This window comes from Bacillus sp. LL01 (assembly GCF_001037965.1).
Genome location: NZ_LFEL01000004.1, coordinates 39,451 through 60,571, shown reverse-complemented (window position 1 = coordinate 60,571; position 21,121 = coordinate 39,451). Strand labels below are relative to the sequence as shown.

19 protein-coding genes and 1 riboswitch are annotated in these 21,121 nt (G+C 41.5%); of the genes, 7 read left to right on the top strand and 12 right to left on the bottom strand.

The window, feature by feature from the left end; all coding sequences use genetic code 11:
- Positions 1 to 111: 111 nt before the first annotated feature.
- Both AB685_RS32375 and abc-f read left to right on the top strand, forming a co-directional pair.
- The gene (locus AB685_RS32375; RefSeq protein WP_277814287.1) at positions 112 to 243 is read left to right on the top strand and encodes an RAxF-45 family protein; all 132 of its coding nucleotides are present in this window, start codon (positions 112 to 114) and stop codon (positions 241 to 243) included.
- 147 nt (positions 244 to 390) lie between these two features.
- Positions 391 to 2,310, top strand: a complete 1,920-nt coding sequence (gene abc-f / locus AB685_RS12865) for a ribosomal protection-like ABC-F family protein (RefSeq protein ID WP_241773288.1) — start codon at positions 391 to 393, stop codon at positions 2,308 to 2,310.
- Between the two features lie 66 nt (positions 2,311 to 2,376).
- Here the strand turns inward: abc-f and AB685_RS12860 are convergent, their stop codons facing one another.
- The 7 genes from AB685_RS12860 to metK form a co-directional block, all read right to left on the bottom strand.
- Entirely contained in the window at positions 2,377 to 3,192 is an 816-nt protein-coding gene (locus AB685_RS12860) for a carbohydrate ABC transporter permease (protein WP_047971017.1), read from the bottom strand.
- A 14-nt stretch (positions 3,193 to 3,206) separates the two neighbouring features.
- Entirely contained in the window at positions 3,207 to 4,157 is a 951-nt protein-coding gene (locus AB685_RS12855; protein ID WP_241773287.1) for a sugar ABC transporter permease, read from the bottom strand.
- A 116-nt stretch (positions 4,158 to 4,273) separates the two neighbouring features.
- On the bottom strand, positions 4,274 to 5,560 hold the full coding sequence (locus AB685_RS12850) for an extracellular solute-binding protein (protein ID WP_047971016.1): 1,287 nt from the start codon (positions 5,558 to 5,560) through the stop codon (positions 4,274 to 4,276).
- A gap of 16 nt (positions 5,561 to 5,576) precedes the next feature.
- Positions 5,577 to 7,061 (bottom strand): argininosuccinate lyase, encoded by a 1,485-nt coding sequence (gene argH, locus AB685_RS12845; protein WP_053073804.1) that lies wholly within the window; start codon positions 7,059 to 7,061, stop codon positions 5,577 to 5,579.
- Complete coding sequence (locus AB685_RS12840; RefSeq protein ID WP_047971015.1) at positions 7,062 to 8,276, bottom strand: ROK family transcriptional regulator; 1,215 nt, start codon at positions 8,274 to 8,276, stop codon at positions 7,062 to 7,064.
- 169 nt (positions 8,277 to 8,445) lie between these two features.
- On the bottom strand, positions 8,446 to 11,004 hold the full coding sequence (locus AB685_RS12835; RefSeq protein WP_047971014.1) for a PIG-L family deacetylase: 2,559 nt from the start codon (positions 11,002 to 11,004) through the stop codon (positions 8,446 to 8,448).
- Positions 11,005 to 11,445: 441 nt separating this feature from the next.
- On the bottom strand, positions 11,446 to 12,645 hold the full coding sequence (gene metK / locus AB685_RS12830) for a methionine adenosyltransferase (protein WP_047971013.1): 1,200 nt from the start codon (positions 12,643 to 12,645) through the stop codon (positions 11,446 to 11,448).
- A 177-nt stretch (positions 12,646 to 12,822) separates the two neighbouring features.
- A riboswitch (SAM riboswitch) is annotated at positions 12,823 to 12,988 on the bottom strand.
- A 456-nt stretch (positions 12,989 to 13,444) separates the two neighbouring features.
- Here metK and pckA point away from each other — a divergent pair.
- On the top strand, positions 13,445 to 15,031 hold the full coding sequence (gene pckA, locus AB685_RS12825) for a phosphoenolpyruvate carboxykinase (ATP) (RefSeq protein ID WP_047971378.1): 1,587 nt from the start codon (positions 13,445 to 13,447) through the stop codon (positions 15,029 to 15,031).
- A 22-nt stretch (positions 15,032 to 15,053) separates the two neighbouring features.
- Here the strand turns inward: pckA and AB685_RS12820 are convergent, their stop codons facing one another.
- Positions 15,054 to 15,842 carry a prolyl oligopeptidase family serine peptidase gene (locus AB685_RS12820; protein WP_047971377.1) on the bottom strand — a complete coding sequence of 263 codons (789 nt, stop codon included), beginning with the start codon at positions 15,840 to 15,842 and terminating at the stop codon, positions 15,054 to 15,056.
- A 123-nt stretch (positions 15,843 to 15,965) separates the two neighbouring features.
- On the opposite strand from AB685_RS12820, the gene AB685_RS12815 reads away from it, so the two are divergent.
- The 3 genes from AB685_RS12815 to AB685_RS12805 are packed head-to-tail and all read left to right on the top strand — an operon-like array spanning position 15,966 to position 18,536.
- The gene (locus AB685_RS12815) at positions 15,966 to 16,961 is read left to right on the top strand and encodes an ABC transporter substrate-binding protein (RefSeq protein WP_047971012.1); all 996 of its coding nucleotides are present in this window, start codon (positions 15,966 to 15,968) and stop codon (positions 16,959 to 16,961) included.
- An 11-nt stretch (positions 16,962 to 16,972) separates the two neighbouring features.
- Positions 16,973 to 17,752: an ABC transporter ATP-binding protein gene (locus tag AB685_RS12810; RefSeq protein ID WP_047971011.1), complete on the top strand. Its 780-nt coding sequence runs from the start codon at positions 16,973 to 16,975 to the stop codon at positions 17,750 to 17,752.
- Positions 17,730 to 18,536, top strand: a complete 807-nt coding sequence (locus AB685_RS12805; protein ID WP_047971010.1) for an ABC transporter permease — start codon at positions 17,730 to 17,732, stop codon at positions 18,534 to 18,536. Before AB685_RS12810 ends, AB685_RS12805 begins: the two co-directional genes overlap by 23 nt.
- A 13-nt stretch (positions 18,537 to 18,549) precedes the next feature.
- Here AB685_RS12805 and ytkD read toward each other — a convergent pair whose 3' ends face one another.
- From ytkD to AB685_RS12790, 3 genes are all read right to left on the bottom strand, one after another.
- The gene (gene ytkD / locus AB685_RS12800; RefSeq protein WP_047971009.1) at positions 18,550 to 19,023 is read right to left on the bottom strand and encodes an RNA deprotection pyrophosphohydrolase; all 474 of its coding nucleotides are present in this window, start codon (positions 19,021 to 19,023) and stop codon (positions 18,550 to 18,552) included.
- A 105-nt stretch (positions 19,024 to 19,128) separates the two neighbouring features.
- Positions 19,129 to 19,449, bottom strand: a complete 321-nt coding sequence (locus AB685_RS12795; protein ID WP_047971008.1) for a hypothetical protein — start codon at positions 19,447 to 19,449, stop codon at positions 19,129 to 19,131.
- A 73-nt stretch (positions 19,450 to 19,522) separates the two neighbouring features.
- Positions 19,523 to 19,921, bottom strand: coding sequence for a phage holin family protein (locus AB685_RS12790; protein WP_047971007.1), 399 nt, complete (start codon positions 19,919 to 19,921; stop codon positions 19,523 to 19,525).
- Between the two features lie 143 nt (positions 19,922 to 20,064).
- On the opposite strand from AB685_RS12790, the gene AB685_RS12785 reads away from it, so the two are divergent.
- Positions 20,065 to 20,301, top strand: a complete 237-nt coding sequence (locus AB685_RS12785) for a DUF6154 family protein (RefSeq protein WP_047971006.1) — start codon at positions 20,065 to 20,067, stop codon at positions 20,299 to 20,301.
- Positions 20,302 to 20,598: 297 nt separating this feature from the next.
- On the opposite strand, the gene AB685_RS12780 is transcribed toward AB685_RS12785, so the two are convergent.
- A complete protein-coding gene (locus AB685_RS12780; RefSeq protein WP_047971005.1) occupies positions 20,599 to 21,039 on the bottom strand; it encodes a Dps family protein in 441 nt (146 codons plus the stop codon).
- Positions 21,040 to 21,121: the final 82 nt, after the last annotated feature.

Sequence of the window (21,121 nt, the reverse complement as noted above, 5' to 3'; positions counted from 1 at the left end):
TTACAAGCGAATAGCAACAGTCTTGGGGAAAAGAGCCTAAATAAATTTGCAACTTTCAAACGGAACATTATATAATGGAGACATCTTACATGTTCGGAAGGAGGGAAAAAGATGTTACTATCTGTAAATGCTCGCACACAATACATGGCATACCTTCATATTTGTCGTGCGATTTTTCATGATTCAGCTGTTAACGGGACACGTATGTCCATTTTTAGACAGTTGAATAGGAAAAACAGATAGTAAGAGATCTTTTGCCCAATAGCGCAAGGAAAGTCAGGTACTCCATTTATCAGAGGCGTACTTGAATTGCCGGAATAAAACCATGGGAAAGAAGCCTTCTTCTTACTCATGGTTTTTTTGTGCTTTCATATTATTTTGAAGGAGATTATGAAAATAATGATATGTACGTTAAATAATATTAGTAAAAGCTTTGCAGGAACGATGATTTTTGAAGATGTTTCCATGGAAATCCAAAAAAAGGATCGTATTGGCCTGGTCGGACGGAACGGGAGCGGTAAGACAACCATTTTTCAGTTAATAAGCGGAATGGAGACTCCTGATAAAGGTGCCATTCATATCAGAAAAGGAGCAAAAATCGGTTACCTTGCCCAGATTCCCTCCTATCCTGAAGGGACAACTGGGGAGGATGTTTTACGTTCGGCTTTTGCAGAGACAGTGGAACTACAACAAAAATTACGAGCGTTGGAAGAGCAGATGGCATGTGTGACCGATGAAAATCGTCTAGATCGGATTATGCAGGAGTATGGCGTATTGCAGGAACGCTTCGGTTTTATGGGAGGTTACGAAATGGATGCCTCTATACAACGGATTGCTAATGGTTTAAAAATAGCCCCTCTTCTACCCCAGCATTTTGGAAGCTTGAGCGGCGGGGAGCAGACCAAGGTCTGCTTGGGATTCATCCTTTTAAAAAACCCGGATGTATTGTTGCTTGATGAACCGACCAATCATCTTGATATCTTTTCGGTAGAATGGTTGGAGCAATATTTAAAGGATTATGAAGGGACTGTCGTAGCAATTTCCCATGATCGCTATTTCCTTGATGAAGTGGCAACTAAGATCATCGATTTGGAGGATGGTGAGGTCCATGTGTATCACACCAACTACAGTGGTTTCATAAAGGAAAAAGAAGAACGGTTGCTGTTGGAGTTTGCGGCATATCAGGAACAGCAGAAGAAAATCAAGAAAATGAGAGAGACAATCAAACGCCTGAAGGAATGGGCAAATCAAAGCAACCCGCCGAACGCCGCCTTGCACCGCCGTGCTAAAAGCATGGAAAAAGCCTTGGAAAGAATCGAGAAACTGAAACGGCCTATACTTGAAAGAAAGACAATGGGTCTACAATTTGATGGAAGTGACCGAAGCGGCAAGGATGTGGTCATATTGAAAGAGGTCAGTAAATCATTTAATAAGAAAGACCTCTTCAGGTCGATTAGTCTTGCTGTTTATTTTAGAGAACGGGCTGCGATTGTCGGCCAGAATGGTACCGGTAAATCAACATTGTTAAAAATAGTACTTGGAGACTTGCAAGCTGATAGCGGTGTGGTAAAGCTTGGGAGCAATGTGAAGATCGGATACCTTTCCCAGCATGTGCAAGCCACCAAACCAAACCAAACTCTGATTGAAGCCTTCAGGGAGGACATTTCCATTACGTTGGAGCAGGCAAGGCATGTGTTGGCCAAGTTCTTATTCTATGGACCAGCTGTATTCAAGAAAGTGGAGAACTTGAGTGGTGGCGAGAAGATGCGCCTGCGTCTGGCACAACTGATGCACCATGACATCAACCTGTTGATCTTGGATGAACCGACCAACCACCTGGATATAGATTCTCGCGAGGTGCTCGAGGAAGCGTTGGAGGATTTCGATGGAACCATTCTTGCAGTCTCCCATGACCGCTACTTCTTGAATCAGTATTTTGAGAAGACGTGCTGGCTTGAGGATGGTGAAATAGTGACCTATGAAGGAAATTATCAGTATGCACGAGGGAAGCGGGAAGAATTGTTGGAGCGGAAAAAGGACATAAACTCGGAGGATCGTACATGTTCGGGGCAAGGGGAAAAAAGAATGAAAAATAATTCTCAGCCTTTACACACTCAGGTTCCTGAGAAAGTGACTGGTTTTGAGGAGCTTGAATACAAACTGGAGCAAATAGAAACTGCCATGATTGAGATAGAGGATAGGATGAACCGTGAAGAAGATTTAATTATGCTTCAGGAGTTGCATGAAGAATTTAGCCTGAAACAGTCCGAGCGGGAGGAACTATATAGTCAGTTGGATAAAGTTCTATAACTATAATCCGAAATAGTGTCAAATTAAAGAAGCTGATAATCCAAAGGACCATCAGCTTCTTTGCAATTATTTCATACCTGTCAACGTTATCCCCTTGATAATGTGTCGCTGTAACAAGAAGAATACCAATATCAATGGCAGTGCAGTAATGGTTGCCCCTGCCATAATCAACTCCCAGCGTGACTCGAACTCACCTGAGGCGAAGAAAGATAACCCTACCGGAAGTGTGTATAAATTCGATGATTCAATTACTATCAACGGCCATAGGAAGGCGTTCCAGTTGCTCAGGAATGAGAAAATGAATAAGGCGGATATCGCAGGCCATACTTGTGGAATGGCGACCCGGAAAAAAATTATAAACTCTCCCAATCCATCAATTCTTGCCGCATCCAGCAGATCATCAGGTATGGACTCCATAAACTGCTTCATTAAGAATACACCAAAACCGGTCATGAGACCTGGGAACAACAATCCCCAGTAATTATCTGTCCAACCGAATTCAGAACTCATAAGATACCAAGGAATGATCAGCATTTCAGTTGGTACCATTAAAGTACTTAGAATTGCAATAAATATGATAGACTTACCAATGAAATTGAACTTGGCAATGATGTAGCCAACCAAAGAGTCGAAGAATACGACACTGATAGTCGTTGCAAACGCAACTAGCAAGCTATTGAGAAACCACTTGCCAAAAAGAGTATCCTGAAAGATTTTTGTATAATTTTCTAAAGTAGGATTTTCAGGAATTATGCCCAGGGAGTAGACATCCATTGCTGACTTCAAGGAAGTGGAAACCATCCATATGAAAGGAAAAATCATAATAAGCGATCCGAGTATTAATAGTGTATATACGATAGTTGATTTCAATCGTTTGTTCATTGTTTTCCCCTCCCTTAATAGTCATACTTCTTGGACAGTACTTTCATTTGGAAAATGGTAAGTGCCAAGATGAAAAGGAACAGAATGACCGTAGCTGCGGAAGCAAGTCCCATACTGTATTGTCTGAATGCCAGCTGGTATATGTAAACCACCAAAGAAATGGTAGAGTGAAGTGGCCCCCCCGCACTATCCACACTCATATTCACCACTTGTGTAAAGGAAACTTGAATAAAGTTAATACTTCCGATTACCACCGAAAATACGATGGTAGGATTCAGCATAGGTATAGTGATCGATTTGAACTTCTGCCAACTATTAGCTCCATCAACTTCTGCAGCTTCATAAAATATTTTCGGGATATTCTCCAAACCTGCAAGGAAAATGACCATCTGGAATCCAAGAGCCTGCCAGATCATGGTAGCAATAATTATGTAAATGGCTTGATCGGGTGAATTAAGGAATAGTTGAGGTGGCAACCCAAGCTTCACAAGTGTTTCATTTACTATCCCATTGTTCATGAACAACCAGCGAAACACCCAACTAACCGCCACAATACTAGTTACATAGGGTATGAAATAAATAACTCGGAAGACTCCTACAAATTTGTTTATTCGCTGCAACAACAATGCAATCGCTAAGCCAATGACGACCTGACCGGATACTCCAAAAATAATGAAGATGAACGTATTGATCAGTGACTTCTTGAAAATAGGATCATTTGCCAGCACCACATAATTTTCAAGCCCGACAAACGGTTTTTCAGGAGATAGAATATTCCATTCCCTGAACCCGATATTAAATGTATAAAGAGTCGGTATAAAGCGTATGGAGATATAAAATATTAGCGGCAATAATAGGCAAGAATACACAAATACATATTTACTTTGGTTCAAGGTCAAATTCGGCATTCTCTTTTTCCTTTTGGGTTTGATTGGTGAAGCTGGCTGATATGATGGTTCTGCCATTTGAATGACCTCCCGCGGAATTGCTTTGTTTTAGGCTACCTAGAAGCTTAATGTGTCTAATAGGAAGAATGCTTCTTTAAAAGAAGGGCGATATCCCATCACCCTTCTCTAATGTTTTATTTATCTGCCCAATACTCATCAAATAGGGATTGAGTGGATTCCACCAACTCCTGATATGCATCTTCAACTGGCACATCTTGCAGAAGGACTCTATCTACCGCCTGAATGACCAGATCTCTTTCACGCGCTTCATCTACAAAGAAATGAGCCTTTGCGTATGGTAGCTGCTCGATAAATGCTCCATACAACTCATGCTCCAAATATTTATCCTGTAATGCAACACTTTCTTTTGCAGGAAGTTCCCCAATTTCATCCAACCATCTTTCCATTACTTCATCACTTGTTAAGAACTGAATAAACTTAACGGATGCATCCAACTTCTCTCCCTCTACTTTAGCTGTGATTCCATTGCTCCAGAATGACGCAGGTGTTGCTTTTTCACCTTTTGTTGGTAATGGGGCAACACCATAATTCAGATCCGGTGCATCAGCCTGCAGAGTACCAATACGGAAAGATCCGTCAATATTCATTGCAGCATTTCCAGTTTTAAATGCCGTAACATCATCAGTATAGAAATTTCGCTCCCCCACTTTATGTGTAGTTGCAAAGTCCATCCAATACTTGAAGGCTTCTAGTCCGGCAGACGAGTCCGCCCATTGAATTGTTTTGCGGTCTTCACTCAGGCCTTGACCTCCTGCCTGATACAATAATGCGTCTCTAAACCAGTGGTGACCCTGTTGACTTGGTTCCCAAGCCATACCTGCCTGTGTCAAACGGTTATTGGAATCCCTTTTAGTCAGTTTCTTAGAATAATCCACCAGTTCATCCCATGTTGTTGGAGGGCTCTCCGGGTCCAATCCGGCGTCTTCATATAAATCCTTGTTATAGAACAAGGCAATAGTCCTTACCGCTGTCGGAATTGTCCAATATTCATCATCTAATTTAACAGATTCCACCATCGGGAAAAATTCGGATTCAAGCTCGTCATGAGGAAAAGCATCCTGTGGCAAAGGTTGCAGATAACCAGAATCAACGTAACGCGGCACCCACCCATAAAACAGGTTGATGACGTCCGGCCCTCGCCCTGCTGGCACTTGTGCTGCTACTCTCTCGTTAAACTGATCATAAGGAAAAGTTGTGTGTTTTACTTTTATCCCTGGATTATCCTCTTCAAATTCCTTTATCAGTTCATCCACAAGTTTAACCTTGGAATCAAAATGGTATTGCCAGTATTCAATTTCAATCACATCACCATCTTGTTCACCTGAGCTTTCCTGATCACCGCTACAGGCAGTCAACACAACAAGTGTAAGCGTTAGCAAAAGCAGTAAAAACTTTTTCATCTTTTCTCTTCCCCCTCTAGTTTTCTTTTATATTGGTAATACATGAAGCCACATTATCATCTAATTCCTCTTCATATCTTTCCAGCTTTTTCAAAGCACTTGCTACCCATCCGGACGTTTTTTCACAATGCTGAATGGACACCTCAGCTTGGAGCAGGGTCTCTTCCGGGGCAGGCCCCCCATAAACGCTTCTAACCTGTATGAAATTCTTTGGACATATCGCTTTTGTAAAATCTTCTTTTGTCATGCTCAATAGTAAATGATAATGATTTTTGGCAATTCTATTGATTCTTTCTGCACTTCCTGCCGAAATACCAGCACCTTCTGCCATAAGCTCTTTTACAAAACTACTCACAATTCCATGAGCCTGTCGGAACGGTACATGGTGATGCCTCACCAATACATCGGCTAATTCTGTTACAGTTGCAAATCCCGCTTGTGCTTGACTGTACAGTCGAATTTTATCAAAAGAAGCATATGTCAAAATTTCATTAAGTATCGTCAATACATCCTGTGTATGTTGAAATCCTGAAAATAGTGGGGGTTGAATGTCATCCCCGATATCCACTATATCCCCAAATGGAACATTATGCGCAAGCATTACTGTGCCTTTCAAATCCCCGATTGCTTTGCTGATGGATGCCCGTGTATGTTCAAGGGCTGAAGGGTTTCTCTTTTGCGGCATAATACTCGATGTTTGAACATGCATATCATGTAAACGAAGAGTATTCACCTCATTTGTGGTCATAAAAATCAAATCATAGACAAATCGTGATAAGGTTGAGAGAGAAATGGAAAGTACACTGTTTATTTCCATCATGAAGTCAGAAGAAGAGATGGCGTCGTAGGAGTTGTTCATGGGTGATTGAAAGCCTAATCTGTCACTGATATTATGCCGGTCAATGGGAAATCCGCTTGTAGAAAGTGCTGCAGCACCCATAGGTGACCGGTTTATACGCTTAAATAATTCTATCCCTCTTTCAATATCACGTAAGAGGTTATTTTCCACGGCAAGTAAATAATGGCCAAGTGTAGTGGGTTGCGCTTGCTGGTTATGGGTATGCGCTGTCATGATGGTATCTGAATGTTCTTGGACAAGCGTGAGAATCGTGGAGCGCAAAGCATTGATTTTATCAAGCCATTCCAGAATTTTTTCCCGCCAGAACATTCGGAACATAGTCGTATCCATATCATTACGGCTGAAAGCAATGTGCATATTCCCTACCAAATCAGCCCCGATCAAACCGGTAAGATCATCTTCTATCATAAAAAACAGATCTTCAAAGTTGGTATTATAATTCTTAGCATATCCTTCTTTGTAGAGAGTATCGGTTGCCTCCAATATTTTGGAAGCCTGTTCTTGTGGAAGGATTGCTTGATCTTTTAGCATCAGCACATGTGCCAAGTTGATTTGCATAATGTATTTATAAAAATGAAGCTTTGTGAATTTGAATGTCGGTTCTAATGTAGTCTTTATATATAGCGTTGATCTGCTAGACATTCAATAGCCCCCTTCCTCTTTAAGTAACGATTCATGCTCCCTTAAACACAATGCCCCTGCTCCAATAAGTGAAAGTCTATCAAGCTCTGTGATAAACAATTCCGTTTTCATTGGGAGATGTTTTGCCAGGACTTCTTTAACCCTTGGAAGGAACCAGTCACCCGATTTCGAGATCCCTCCACCTAAAATCACACATTGCGGGTTAAAAATGCATACAACATTCACTAAAGAAAAGGCAATATGATCAATGGTTTCATCAATTACCTCTTTTGCAGTTTCATCATTATCTATTGCATATTGGAATATCAATTTAGCGGAAAGTGATTCTTGGGACAACGGATGTTCATATTTTAACCCTGCCAGTTTCTTTTCCATTCTTTTCACAATGGAAGGGCCACCAACATGACTGTCAAGAAAACCGTAACCTTTAAAAATATGATCATAATCTTCCTTCGCTTCATTTTTGTCTGTAATCATATAACCAATCTCCCCTGCTGCAAATGAAGATCCTCGGTATAATTGTCCGTTGACAATGATGCCGCACCCAACACCTGTACCAAGAGTAATAAGTATCACATGTTCTGCATCCTTCGCTTTACCCTTCCACTGTTCACCCAATACAGCGATATTCACATCGTTATCTACGTAAACAGGTAGCTTTAACGCTTTTTCCAATTCCAACTTCAACGGGAAATCAACCCACCCCAAACTTGGAGCTTCTAATACAACTCCTTCTTCCGAATCAGTTATTCCTGGTGCACCAACGCCTACTGACATTATTTTGCTCATGGGGATATTTGATTCCTCTACCAACCTATTAACCTTTTGGATTGTTGTTTCTATCAAACCGTTTTCCAATGCATCACGAGTCTTTAATCTGTCAAAAGCAACTACTTCGCCTTCTACATTCAGTAGACCAATTTCGATATTGGTTCCCCCGATATCAATACCTATCAAATATTTGGCATTCGGGTTGAAAAATAACTGGATAGGCTTCCTTCCTCCAAGCACACTGGAAACCGGACTTCCCTCCTCCCGAACCCAACCCTCCACAATAAGCTCCTCTACAATCAAAGATACAGTCGGCTTACTGATAGATAGAGCTGTAGCTATTTCTGCTCGGGATAATCCACTGTTCTTTTGTAGGTATTGAAGAATTTTCTTCTTATTTAAATATTTTAAGTAATTTGGTGTATTACTTCTTGTCTGAGTCATAAATAAGCCCCTTGAAATGATTTCGACGTTAGTTCGTAAACCTTACTTACCAACTTAATTACATATTATTTCCTATTTAATTCATTGTCAACGTAAAATTTAGAAATTTCAAATAATACCATCTACAACAAAAGCGAGGCAACAACCAATATGTTGCCCCGAATACTATCTATTTTTGCAGAGGATAACTTATTAAGTTCGTGAAGATTCTGTATCCTCCTGAAACCTGCCCTTGAATTTGACGGTACCAAACCAGGTTTGTGTACATATAAGTTCCTTCCCCATACTCAGCCATTAATATCCCACTTGTAAATGGCTCTTCACCTGGATCTGCCATGCTGATAAACGTTTCATATTGATCATCCCAAGCACTCGGGAAGTATAATGCTCTTTCTTGCACCCAGTTGGTCCAATCTGCTGTTTCAATCTCATTCGGATAATTGAAAAGTGGATGCTCAGGATTCTGAACAGTTATTTCTGCATTCTGATCTGTTACTCTCCAACGAATGGAAGGTGTTCCTATTGTTATTGGGTAAGGCGGATGTACATCTCCATTGAAGCTGTCATTTGGAGTGTGATATTGGGCGACCACATGCCCCCCTTGTTCCACATATTCTTTCAACTTATCACTTAGCTCCGGAAGTCCTTCTTTTCTGTAAGCACGGATACCAAGAACTATGGAATCATATTGTGATAGATCTTCCGAAGCGATTTCTTCATTGGATAGTTTCGTAATATCCATTCCAATTTCCTTCAGATAATCTGCTATCTGATCGAAACCACTATCGATATATCCTACTTTCAAACCTTCAGGAATAGTAAGTTCAAAGGAGATTCCTTTTGAAACCGCCTCATATGGATAGTATTGGTCTCTTATATGGTTGTAAGTGATCGGCTGTACCGTAGTTCTGAAGCTTTCATTATCTACTTCCACCACCCCTGTCACATCGAAAGCTTCCGGAATAGCATTACCAGGAGTAACGGTGAATGTTACATTTTGTATTTCTCCTTGTTCTTCAAAATTAACGACCTCTTGAGAAGATGTAGCACTCCAGCCCAATGGGAGTTCCAGAGAAGGAATTGCTTCTGATGGGCCGTTCACATAGTTTGTTAGCATCATTTCAACCTCTACGGTTTCTGGAACATCCAATTGGTTGATTGCAATTTGATCTGGGTGGAGGTCAACTGATACATCCGGTAGGACTGCTACAGTAGTGTTTGGTTGCACATTAAAGGAAGCGCTTTCTTTTTGTTGTTTATATGTTACCTGTCCAGTAATCGTAGACTTCTCATATGGATGAAAATATGCTGCGTTTTCCGGCACTTCCACAGTAAAGCTGGCAGATACCTGTTCTCCTGGCTTCAGGTTTTTCTTCTCTCCCCCGTCGCTTACATGCCAGCTTTCAGGCGTGTTAAGTTCAAGTATTATATCTTGAATTGTTTTATCCCCATTATTGCTTGCTGTAATTTGAACGGCGGTTTCCCCACCTTTAGTTAATGTAGGATTTTCCACCTCTACAGTCACAGCTAACTCGGAGGCTACTTGACTTACTTTATTCAACTGGTCTTTTTTTACCTGTAATTTAAATAGCAGATCATCCTTAAGTCTTGAATCAATTCTGCTCTTTTCTACATGGTTGATCGTTTTGGAGACTTCAGCTAAAGCTTTATGCGATTCTACAAAAGTGCCCGCTCTGGATGGATATTGATTTACTACTTTATCAAGTGCTTTTTGCACTTTAAGAAGGGATCCGCGTACCTGATTATCTTTTTTGGTCAAACGTTTTGCAGTATCTTCGAAATTAAAGTCCAAACCATCAAAAATGGTATCTTCCTCCCCTGGTATTTCACTGATGGATTTGACTAATTCCAGGTTTACATATATGGGCTGTACAGGGAGATCACGTCCCATCCCTTGACTTTTATGGAGATAGCGGGAATCTTCTCCCAACTGCGCATATGTCTTTCCATACACTTCATCAATCTCATTCCCTACTTCAATGGAAACGGTTTGACCTGCAACTCCCTGTTGATAATTATTGGATACTTGCCAAGAAGCACCACTTACTGTTTGAGCAGGCAGGTACATTTTCTTGATTTGCCAAGGTGTAAGCCCTTCTTCCTTATGCTCCGGGAAGATTTCCGGGTTTGCAGCATCTTCAAACGCATTTAAAGTCAGTACATTTATTGCTCGGTGGTGACCGTGCTGAGAGTCAACATTCAAAAAAGACGGAAATACTATTTCAGGGCGATACTCCCTTATCTTTCTGATCAAACGTTCATAAACAACTTCCTCTCCCCATTCCTCCAAGGTTTCGTCCGGAGACTTAGAAAAACCGAAATCATAAATTGGATCTGACAAATTTTCACTCAAAATAATTAAGTCAACATTTGTAACTGCAGATGCCTCAATCAATTCTTCCGAACGGATAATTCCAAGTCCGTTACCAAGTTCCAGTCCAATCTGGTTCTGTCCTCCTTCACCTCGGTTGGCAATCAGACTTCCTGTTCTGACCCCTTTCCCTAAAGACATATAGGCAAGTAAATTACTTCTCTCATCATCGGGATGAGCCCCCGTATTCAGAAAGCTTGTAGTTGTGTTCAATGGGTTAACGACTTTCCACAATTCAGGGTCATGTTCCACTGCATAAGAATTAGCGGCATTTGGCATCAACAAAGGAAAAAGAAAAATGACTGACAACAGGACTAATATTACTCTCCTATTCAATTCAAAACCTCCCAAATTATTTTTCTATGTAATGTCTTGTTGAGATGAAACCCTGTTCATCCCTCCTTATAATTAGTTAGTAAACTTTCCTTACTATCTAAATATACACAAAATTCAAAATAATTTGAACGGGACGAAATTCCTGTTTTTCGGAATCAAGGTCAGATGCAAAAGTACTATTACTTTATGCTGGATGCAACACACCAGTTGATTGCAGTGAAAGGCGCGCAGACTCCTGTGGGAGGAAGGGACTAGTGTGACCTTGCAACGTATTGAAAAGTCTCCCGGACCGCCCATTGGAAAGCGTAGCGCCTGCAACGGAAATCAACCCCTTTACGTCAACCAAGGGAAAGACCCGAATTTTATACTTTACTAAAAAAACGCCCAAGGACAAAAGCTCTTTTGGGAGCTCTCATTCTAAGGCGTTTTTTTATATCTATATTAAGCGTTCGCTTGCTCTTTCAAAGTAGCTGCTTTGTCGACTTGCTCCCAAGGAAGGTCAAGATCGTTACGTCCGAAGTGGCCGTAAGCTGCAGTTTGCTTGTAGATAGGACGACGAAGGTCTAGCATTTTAATGATTCCTGCTGGACGAAGGTCGAAGTTGTTGCGAACCAATTCTACTAATTTCTCTTCAGAAACCTTACCAGTTTCGAATGTGTCAACCGCGATGGATACCGGTTGAGCAACACCGATAGCGTAAGCCAATTGAACTTCACATTTGTCAGCAAGTCCGCTTGCTACGATGTTTTTTGCAACATAACGTGCAGCGTATGCACCGGAACGGTCAACTTTCGTTGCATCCTTACCGGAGAATGCTCCACCACCATGGCGCGCGTAACCGCCGTAAGTGTCAACAATGATTTTACGTCCAGTTAAACCAGCATCCCCTTGAGGTCCGCCGATTACGAAACGGCCAGTCGGGTTGATGAAGTATTTTGTGTTCTCGTCAATCAATTCTGCAGGAACTACAGGCTTGATAACAAACTCTTTAATATTGCGTTGGATGCGCTCTAAAGAAACCTCAGGATGATGCTGAGTGGAAATAACGATTGTATCAACACGAACAGGTTGGTTGTTCTCATCATATTCCACTGTTACTTGCGTTTTTCCGTCCGGACGTAAGTAAGGAAGAATTTCATCTTTTCTTACTTCTGTTAATCGACGGGAAAGCTTATGTGCAAGTGAAATAGGTAATGGCATTAATTCTTTTGTTTCATTACAAGCATATCCGAACATTAGACCTTGGTCTCCTGCTCCGATTGCTTCGATTTCAGCATCTGACATTTGGCCTTCACGTGCTTCCAATGCCTGGTCAACACCCATCGCGATATCAGCAGACTGCTCATCAATGGAAGTTAATACTGCACAAGTTTCCGCATCAAAGCCGTATTTTGCACGAGTATAACCGATGCCTTGGATCGTTTCACGAACGATTTTAGGAATATCTACATAAGTGGAAGTTGTAATTTCTCCAGCTACCAATACTAATCCAGTAGTAACAGAAGTTTCACACGCTACGCGTGCATTCGGATCATTAGTTAGAATTGCATCCAGGATGGAATCGGAAATTTGGTCACAAATTTTATCCGGGTGCCCTTCCGTTACGGACTCAGAAGTAAATAAACGACGTTGTTTAGTCATTAAAAAAAGTTCCTCCTTTTTTGTTTATGAAAAGTGTTTGATTTCTCTTCATGTACAGCAGTTATATTTGATACGGATCTCAGTTCCTATTGTGATGTTCTTTGTTATCTTGTGTAAAAATAGAAAAACCTTCCCACAAAATTGAGGAAAGGTTTGATTTCAAGAATTAGCCTTTCACTCTTATCGGTCAAGGTCAGAGCCTTGCTCAGGTTTAGCACCTTTTCTCAAGCGACCATATCTGGTCTAAAAATAAAAAAAGCGGCGTGCTTTTTGCGCTCGCTCATCCTTTGAGCAGGTTGCTGGGTTTCATAGGGCCTGTCCCTCCACCAGCTCGGAATAAGAGTATCCGTTCAAGGTTCTATATTAGCGCACTAAAACCTTTCATGTCAATAAAAAAGAGAAATAATTCGACAATGATTTACAGGAAATTATTGCTTCCTTATTATCATTGTCCTTCTTTTACTTCTACTGATATTCTAAGCCTTAAGAATTTGGTCCATCATTCTCTTTTACTTATCGGCAACAGGGTTTATAATGGGAGAGGGATTCGGGCTCATACATGTCCATCCGCTCACTTTGCGCTAAAATTGATAACGCTTTCACACGTGCAACTCTATCTAACTGCTTTCTGCTTTCCACTCGGATAAGCCTGTTTTTCACAAAACGTTAACGAATTCACATTAATTTTCATAAAATAAGCTAATTAGTATGGACTATTAGATCGAATGTGTTATACTTTTTAACAGATGAGAAAAACAATATAAAATTATTAATTCAAGTTGAAGGAGAGTTATCCATGATGAAAACGGTTGGTATCGATAATGGGTTAACAAAATTAATTTACGGAAGCAACACACATGTACAATTGTCTGTTCCCCAATTGGTGGAAAAAGTATTAAACCGTAACGAAGGCTGCCTGACATCAACAGGTGCGGTACTCGCAACCACTGGTAAATACACGGGTCGCTCCCCTAAAGATAAATTTATTGTAGAAGAAGACTTGAGCAAGGATAAAATCGATTGGGGCTCTGTAAACAGCCCAATCTCCGAAGAAGTATTCGACCGTCTATATAGTAAAGTTTTAACATACTTAGAGAATAAAGATGAAGTATTTGTTTTTAAAGGATTTGCTGGCGCTGATGAAAAATATCAATTACCAATCCAGGTAATCAACGAATTCGCATGGCATAACCTTTTTGCGCAACAATTATTCATTAAACCAAATGATGAGCAATTGGCCAAACATGAAACTGCCTTCAGCATCGTTTCTGCACCAAACTTCAAGGCTGACCCAGCTGTTGATGGAACGAACTCAGAAGCATTCATCATCATTTCCTTCACTAAGCGCGTGGTACTGATTGGCGGCACAGAATATGCTGGTGAAATGAAAAAGTCCATCTTCTCTGTGATGAACTATCTTCTACCGGAAAACGGCATCATGCCGATGCACTGCTCTGCAAACGTTGGACGTGAAGGCGATGTAGCATTATTCTTCGGACTTTCTGGTACTGGTAAAACAACTCTTTCCGCTGATCCGAACCGCAAGCTTATCGGTGATGATGAGCATGGTTGGTCCAATACGGGCGTATTCAATATTGAGGGCGGTTGCTATGCGAAATGCATCGGTTTGACACATGAAAAAGAACCTCAGATTTTTGATGCAATCCGCTTCGGATCTGTCCTTGAAAATGTGGTCATTGACGGACAATCTAGAATTGCCGATTATGATAACTCAACTTTAACCGAAAATACTCGTGCAGCCTATTCCTTGGATGCAATGGAAAATATCGTTCAACCTAGTATTGCTGGCCATCCGACAACGATCGTCTTTTTAACAGCCGATGCAACGGGCGTATTGCCTCCAATCTCCAAGCTTTCCAAGGAACAGGCAATGTTCCACTTCCTAAGTGGATATACAAGCAAGCTTGCAGGGACAGAGCGCGGAATTACATCACCACAAGCAACATTCTCTACTTGCTTCGGTTCACCGTTCCTGCCACTTCCTGCTACCACTTATGCAGAGATGCTTGGTAAGAAAATCGATGAGCACAACGTACAGGTCTACCTTGTCAACACAGGTTGGACTGGCGGGGAATATGGCGTAGGAAACCGCATGAAGCTTTCCTACACAAGAGCGATGGTGCAGGCCGCACTTGAGGGCGACTTGACAAATGTTGAAGTGGAAAAGGATCCATACTTCGGCGTTTCCATTCCTGTTCATGTACCAGGTGTACCTGATGAAGTGTTACAACCTAAGAAAACATGGCATGACGAAGAGAAATATGATCAGTTTGCTCGCGAGCTTGCAGGCAAATTCAAAGCGAACTTCAAGAAGTTTGAAAATGTACCTGGGGAAGTCCTTGAAATGGGCGGACCAACTGTATAATAAGAAAAAGGAGCGGTAACCATCAAAGGTTCCGCTCTTTCTTTTGTTCCTTCATCCATCTTGTAAGCCGCTCCACTATCCTCCGGTTCTCTCCTGGAGGAAAATAATGCGTGTACTCCGGATAATACCACGCCCCCACCGTCTTCCCCATCTCCTTCGCACACTTTTCCAACCTGTAGGAATGCTCTATGGAAACATTTTTGTCCAGCTCTCCATGAATAATCAAGATCGGCGCATTTAGCCGGTCAAGCTCCAACAGCGGTGTTCTCCACTCATACCTTTCCGGATACTTATTCGGCGTCCCTCCAATTACTCGCTTCATCATCCGACGAAGATCCACTCTTTCCTCATATGTCAGAAACATATCGGATACCCCGCCCCAGGACACGACCGAACACACCTCAGGAAATTCAATTCCTGTCATAAGAGCCATCACACCTCCGCGGGAGAAACCGAATACATGAATACGCCCCGGTAGAACCTTTTCGTGCAGCGCCAATAGTTTATAAGCAGAAAACGCATCCTCTCTGTCATCACCAGCAAAGTCCTCATTTCCCTCGCCACCTTGGTTTCCTCGGTAAAAAGGTGCCATCACCACAAACCCTTCCGAGGCAAACTGGACAATCCTGCCGACACGAACTTGTCCGACATTTTTGATGCCACCTCTTAAGTAAAGAAATCCATCATACTTTCCTTCCGCTTTCGGTTCGGCAAGCAATCCCTTCACTCTCAAGCCGCTACTATAATAGGTCACCGTGTACACATTGATATGGGGACTCGGTGATGGAAATGGAGTCTTTTCAATAATCATCCCGTCTTGCAAAATATTGCCTCCTTTTGACGAACTAGGCATTCACACATATTTAGCCCAAATCATACTCTAATCTATAAAAACATACAAAGCATATGCCCCAAATTTATGAGGAGGTAGAACATGAAAGGTTTAAGAATAGCGTTAAGCATTTTATTATCCTTTGTTTTAATCGCTGCCCTTGCAGCTTGCGGTGGTGATAAACAAGAAACAGTTCGAATCGCCGAAGTCACCCGCTCTATTTTTTATGCTCCCCAATATGTCGCCATTGAAAAAGGATTTTTCGAAGAAGAAGGGCTGGAAGTGGAACTCACCACTACTTGGGGTGGCGACAAAACCATGACCACCTTGCTTGCGGATGGTGTAGATGTTGCATTGGTAGGTTCTGAGACGTCCATTTACGTGTATGCCCAGGGCTCCAATGACCCGATCATCAACTTTGCCCAGCTTACTCAGACAGACGGAACATTCTTAGTGTCCAGAGAAAAACTTGATAATTTTTCATGGGAGGATTTAAACGGCAGTACATTCCTTGGTCAGCGAAAAGGCGGCATGCCACAAATGGCGGGAGAGTTTGTCCTAAAAAAACATGGTATCGATCCGCAGAATGACTTGAACCTCATACAAAACGTAGACTTCGCAAACATCCCTAGTGCCTTCGCTTCCGGCACTGGCGAGTACGTTCAGCTCTTTGAACCACAGGCAAGTATTTTTGAAGCGGAAGGGATCGGTTATATCGTCGCTTCCTTTGGGGAAGAGTCAGGCCACCTTCCATACACGACCTTCATGGCAAAGGAAAGCTACCTGAAAGAGAATCCGGAGGCAGCCGAGAAGTTCACCCGTGCGCTCTACAAGGCTCAGCAATGGGTGGAAAACAACCCCGCATCTGAAACTGCTAAAGTGATTCTTCCTTATTTTGAGGATACATCGGTCGAATTGATTGAAACAGTCGTCGACCGCTATAAAAGTCAAGGTTCTTTCGCCACTGACCCGATACTTGATCAGGAAGAGTGGGATAACTTGCAGAACATTATGGAGGAAGCCGGTGAACTTCCACAATATGTGGAATACGGTACGTTAGTAAATACAACCATTGCAGAAGAGGTAATGGAAGAATAGGAAGATGAACGATGAGTTTATTATCAATCAATAACATTCAACATATATATTTTACACCAGAACGTGCCACCAAGGTGCTTGAGGATATCTCTATCACAATTGAGGAAGGGGAGTTTATCTCCTTCCTAGGCCCCAGTGGCTGTGGGAAGACGACACTCTTGTCTATTATTGCAGGTCTTCTTCGTCCGACAGAAGGTTCCGTGTTATTAGGTGGCAAACCTTCCAAGGAGTGCGTAGCAGACATTGGCTATATGCTGCAGCAGGATTATCTTTTCCCATGGAAGACCATTAAGGAAAATGTACTTCTTGGATTGAACATTGCGGATAAACGGTCCAAACAGAATATAGATAAGACTTTACAACTGCTAAAAGATATGGGACTTCTCGATGTGGAGAAGTTATATCCTTCCCAGTTATCCGGTGGAATGAGGCAACGGACAGCACTTGTCAGGACACTTGCCACAGACCCTCAGCTTCTACTTCTTGACGAACCATTTTCAGCCCTGGACTACCAAACAAAGCTGAAGCTCGAGGATCTGGTCTTTTCCACTTTGAAGTCATTTCATAAAACTGCTTTGCTCGTCACCCATGACATTGGTGAGGCCATTGCAATGAGTGACCGGATATTTCTATTAAAAGCAAACCCTGGACGTTTAGCAAAAACTTTCATTGTTCCGGAAGAACTGAGAAAGATTGTACCATTTGAAGCAAGGCAGCATCCGGATTTCTCCTCCTTGTTCCAAAAGATCTGGAAGGAGCTGGAGCAACTTGAACAAGAAAGCGAACATTGAACATCTTCATCAGGGATATTTAAAGCAGCGAAAAAAAGTCACCTATAAGGTAAGGCTGTATCAGTTGATCATCTTCATCGTCTTCTTTTCCTCGTGGGAGCTTGCCGGAAAAAACAGCTGGATCAACCCTTTGCTGTTCAGCTACCCGAGCCGAATCTGGAAACTGTTCATTGACAAAATAAAGGACGGTACACTACTCTCCAACATCAGCATCACCGTAACCGAAACCATATTCGGCTTTATTCTGGGGACACTAATCGGAACCATACTTGCAGCCATTCTATGGTGGTCACCGATGATCTCAAGAGTGCTAGAGCCTTACTTGGTCATTCTCAATGCAATGCCGAAAGTGGCGCTTGGACCTATTCTGATTGTCGCGATTGGACCTAATATGGGGTCTATTATTACGATGGGTGCCATCATTTCGGTGATTATCACGACCATTGTAGTCTACACCGCATTTAAGGAAGTGGATGATAACTATCTGAAGGTACTGAGGACATTTGGGGCAACGCGAGCTCAACTCTTTAAGCAGGCCGTTCTTCCTGCATCCTACCCCACAATTATTTCAACTTTGAAAGTGAATGTCGGGCTTGCCTGGGTCGGAGTCATTGTCGGGGAGTTTCTGGTCAGCTCCAAAGGACTTGGCTATATGATCATCTATGGCTTCCAAGTGTTCAACTTCACGCTTGTCCTGTTGAGCCTGTTGATCATTGCTGTCTTTGCCACCATCATGTATCAAATGGTAGAGTATTTGGAAAAGAAGCTGGTAAAACATTCTTAAAAAGAGCAACCCCTTAAATGGAGTTGCTCTTCTTAATCTTTTCCAGGCTATGTGTCAGTACATTATCTTTCATAATGAAACTGAATCGATTATCTTTTCTTATGTTTCCAGGTATTTGCTTCAATAAGACAGGTCCATTCGTTTCAAAGTATGTAGACTGCTTTTCCAGCCTATCAATGACTGCAAAATAAACATTCTTAATAATGACTTTCTCTCTTCCATCTACCTTGTACTGCCCTATGTATTGCAATTGGGACACATGTCCACCTGTTTCTTCCTTCACTTCCCTGATTGCACCCTGCTCCGCTGTTTCTCCAGCTTCCACCTTACCGCCGGGAAACTCCATTCCCCTGTTCTTATGGTTGGTCAACAACCACTGATCCTGATAACGGCAAATTACCCAGACGTGTTTGGGGTCTCGAGAAAAAGGATGGTCTTCAAAGGATAACATCACTCGGTTGTTATAAATATCTTCAAACTCATACATACTATCGAAACTCCAATATCTCTTTTTTCTTATTTATCTTATCATAGTAGCATCGAAAATGTGAGAGTCAAGTACCCCGTTTAGACCATCATTCCTAAAAAAATTCTATTCAATTATATCATCCATGAGCCCTTGATCCTTGATGTGGGCCTTTGTTGCTTCATCTCCAAGCTCATAGATCATCTTGAACGCCTGCTGCAATCCGTTGTCATAAGCATCATTTGAACGGTCAAAATGATATTGAACAAACGGGATGTGGGCCCTCCAAAAGCCTTGCCAATCGGAAGAATAATTCTGATCGAATATTTCCCTTAGATGTGTTATTTCATCATCAGTCGCCTGTATTTGGTAGTCCCAAGAAGATGCTGTACTCACTTGTGAAATTGAACCCTCTGCAAGTGAAATGTAATATGTTTTGCGCTCCATGTGTTTTCACCCTTTCCAGTATCTTCTCTTATTTTCACACAAAATCCCGGCTTTATTCTTCCCTATCAAGTTGTTAAGAATCTGCTTTTTTCTTAATTGCATCGATTACTTTTTTCAATACATTTGGTATCGGTACCCCTAAACGAGATGCATTTTCCATAATGGAAATGAATTCATTCACCAAATAAAATAAAATCGTAACGTCCTTTATCAAATTAGTCCCTAAAATAATATCCAACACATGTGCAATACTAACCAATGCAAAAATAAACACCTTTTGTGCAATACCTTTAAAACCAACTCGACTTGACAGCCGCTTTTCCACAAAAGCCGCCAATATCCCAGTAAAATAATCCACGACGACAAACACTATTAAAAATAATAAAAGCGAACTAAAGCCCCCGTACAATAAAGAAGCCATGGATCCCAGAAATGATACAGTCCCCAAATAGATAAAATTGTACTTGTCCATGACAAATCCCCCTACACAATCATTTTTCTATACTGCATAGTATGCAAATTGCAAACTTCCTGTTACGAGTTAATAGAGTTTTGTGCATGAACTTTTAATATTGGTGAAAACTAATCAATATTTACTAGAGGAGATAGTTTACCATGAGAACATTTGACACGTTCGTGAACAAATATCATAAAAAATTGATCAGGGATGATGAAGATATCGATGCTGTGGCCTATTCTATCGTGAACGGTTTCACTAGAGAGCAATGTATCGACCTTCTGAATGAATTATCGGACGAGGAACTTCATCAAGTGGTTTCAGAATTGGTGATGGAGCAGGTAAAAGAGTTTTTGATCAGTGGAGACGACGAGGACCGAGGATTGCTTCATTGACTATAATACTTACCAAACCATATAAAAGCCCGATGCCAAGGACTACAAATACGTCCAGGCTCCGGGCTTTTTGCTTTTTATTTTCGGCTGTTTTCGTAAACTTTGTTGCTTTTTCACATTTATCAACCAACCGTTATAATCCTTGCTGTCGTGCTCTTTTCCTGGCTATCTTAATAGGCTTTCTGCCAATTTTTGAGTAGATAAGCTACGAAAAATCCAAAGGCCGATTTTTCTTGGTAAAAAGTCCAATTGCCGACTTTTTACAAGCGAATAGCAACAATCTTTGAGAAAAGAGCCTTATTTTCCTAAGAATGCATGTAGCATCCAATTGTGTTTTTCCACACTCTGGTGGATGGAAAGCAACATGTCCCCAGTGGTTTCATCCCCTGCTTGGTCTGCAATCTCCATGCCTTCCTTCAACTCATTAATCAGAGTTGAAAAGTCACTTGCAATGGATTGTACCATCTGCTCTGCCGTTTCTTTCCCTTCCGCTTCATTGATTGTAGAAATTTCCAGGATTTCTTTCATCGTTCCAACCGGAGTTCCTTCAATTGCCAAAAGTCTTTCTGCGAGTTCATCAATATGAGTTGCAGCCTCACCATACAATTCTTCAAATTTCTCATGAAGTGTGAAGAATTCAGGGCCTTTCACAAACCAATGATAGTTATGTAATTTGATAAAAAGTACGCTCCAGTTTGCAACTTGCTTATTCACCACTTCGGTTAATTGTGTAGACATATGACTCACTACCTCCTTAAAAATATCAGCAACTTACATAGATTTTTTACCCCTTTTAGCCTCCCCCTAAACAGATGACTTA

Coding starts and splice junctions, on each gene's coding strand:
- AB685_RS12795 (WP_047971008.1), bottom strand. CDS start 19,449: ATGGAGCGCAAAACATATTACATTTCACTTGCAGAGGGTTCAATTTCA.
- AB685_RS12820 (WP_047971377.1), bottom strand. CDS start 15,842: ATGATTATTGAAAAGACTCCATTTCCATCACCGAGTCCCCATATCAAT.
- abc-f (WP_241773288.1), top strand. CDS start 391: ATGAAAATAATGATATGTACGTTAAATAATATTAGTAAAAGCTTTGCA.
- argH (WP_053073804.1), bottom strand. CDS start 7,061: ATGTCTAGCAGATCAACGCTATATATAAAGACTACATTAGAACCGACA.
- ytkD (WP_047971009.1), bottom strand. CDS start 19,023: ATGTATGAGTTTGAAGATATTTATAACAACCGAGTGATGTTATCCTTT.
- AB685_RS12810 (WP_047971011.1), top strand. CDS start 16,973: ATGAGTTTATTATCAATCAATAACATTCAACATATATATTTTACACCA.
- AB685_RS12860 (WP_047971017.1), bottom strand. CDS start 3,192: ATGAACAAACGATTGAAATCAACTATCGTATATACACTATTAATACTC.
- AB685_RS12780 (WP_047971005.1), bottom strand. CDS start 21,039: ATGTCTACACAATTAACCGAAGTGGTGAATAAGCAAGTTGCAAACTGG.
- metK (WP_047971013.1), bottom strand. CDS start 12,645: ATGACTAAACAACGTCGTTTATTTACTTCTGAGTCCGTAACGGAAGGG.
- AB685_RS12790 (WP_047971007.1), bottom strand. CDS start 19,921: ATGGACAAGTACAATTTTATCTATTTGGGGACTGTATCATTTCTGGGA.
- pckA (WP_047971378.1), top strand. CDS start 13,445: ATGAAAACGGTTGGTATCGATAATGGGTTAACAAAATTAATTTACGGA.
- AB685_RS32375 (WP_277814287.1), top strand. CDS start 112: ATGTTACTATCTGTAAATGCTCGCACACAATACATGGCATACCTTCAT.
- AB685_RS12840 (WP_047971015.1), bottom strand. CDS start 8,276: ATGACTCAGACAAGAAGTAATACACCAAATTACTTAAAATATTTAAAT.
- AB685_RS12855 (WP_241773287.1), bottom strand. CDS start 4,157: ATGGCAGAACCATCATATCAGCCAGCTTCACCAATCAAACCCAAAAGG.
- AB685_RS12815 (WP_047971012.1), top strand. CDS start 15,966: ATGAAAGGTTTAAGAATAGCGTTAAGCATTTTATTATCCTTTGTTTTA.
- AB685_RS12850 (WP_047971016.1), bottom strand. CDS start 5,560: ATGAAAAAGTTTTTACTGCTTTTGCTAACGCTTACACTTGTTGTGTTG.
- AB685_RS12785 (WP_047971006.1), top strand. CDS start 20,065: ATGAGAACATTTGACACGTTCGTGAACAAATATCATAAAAAATTGATC.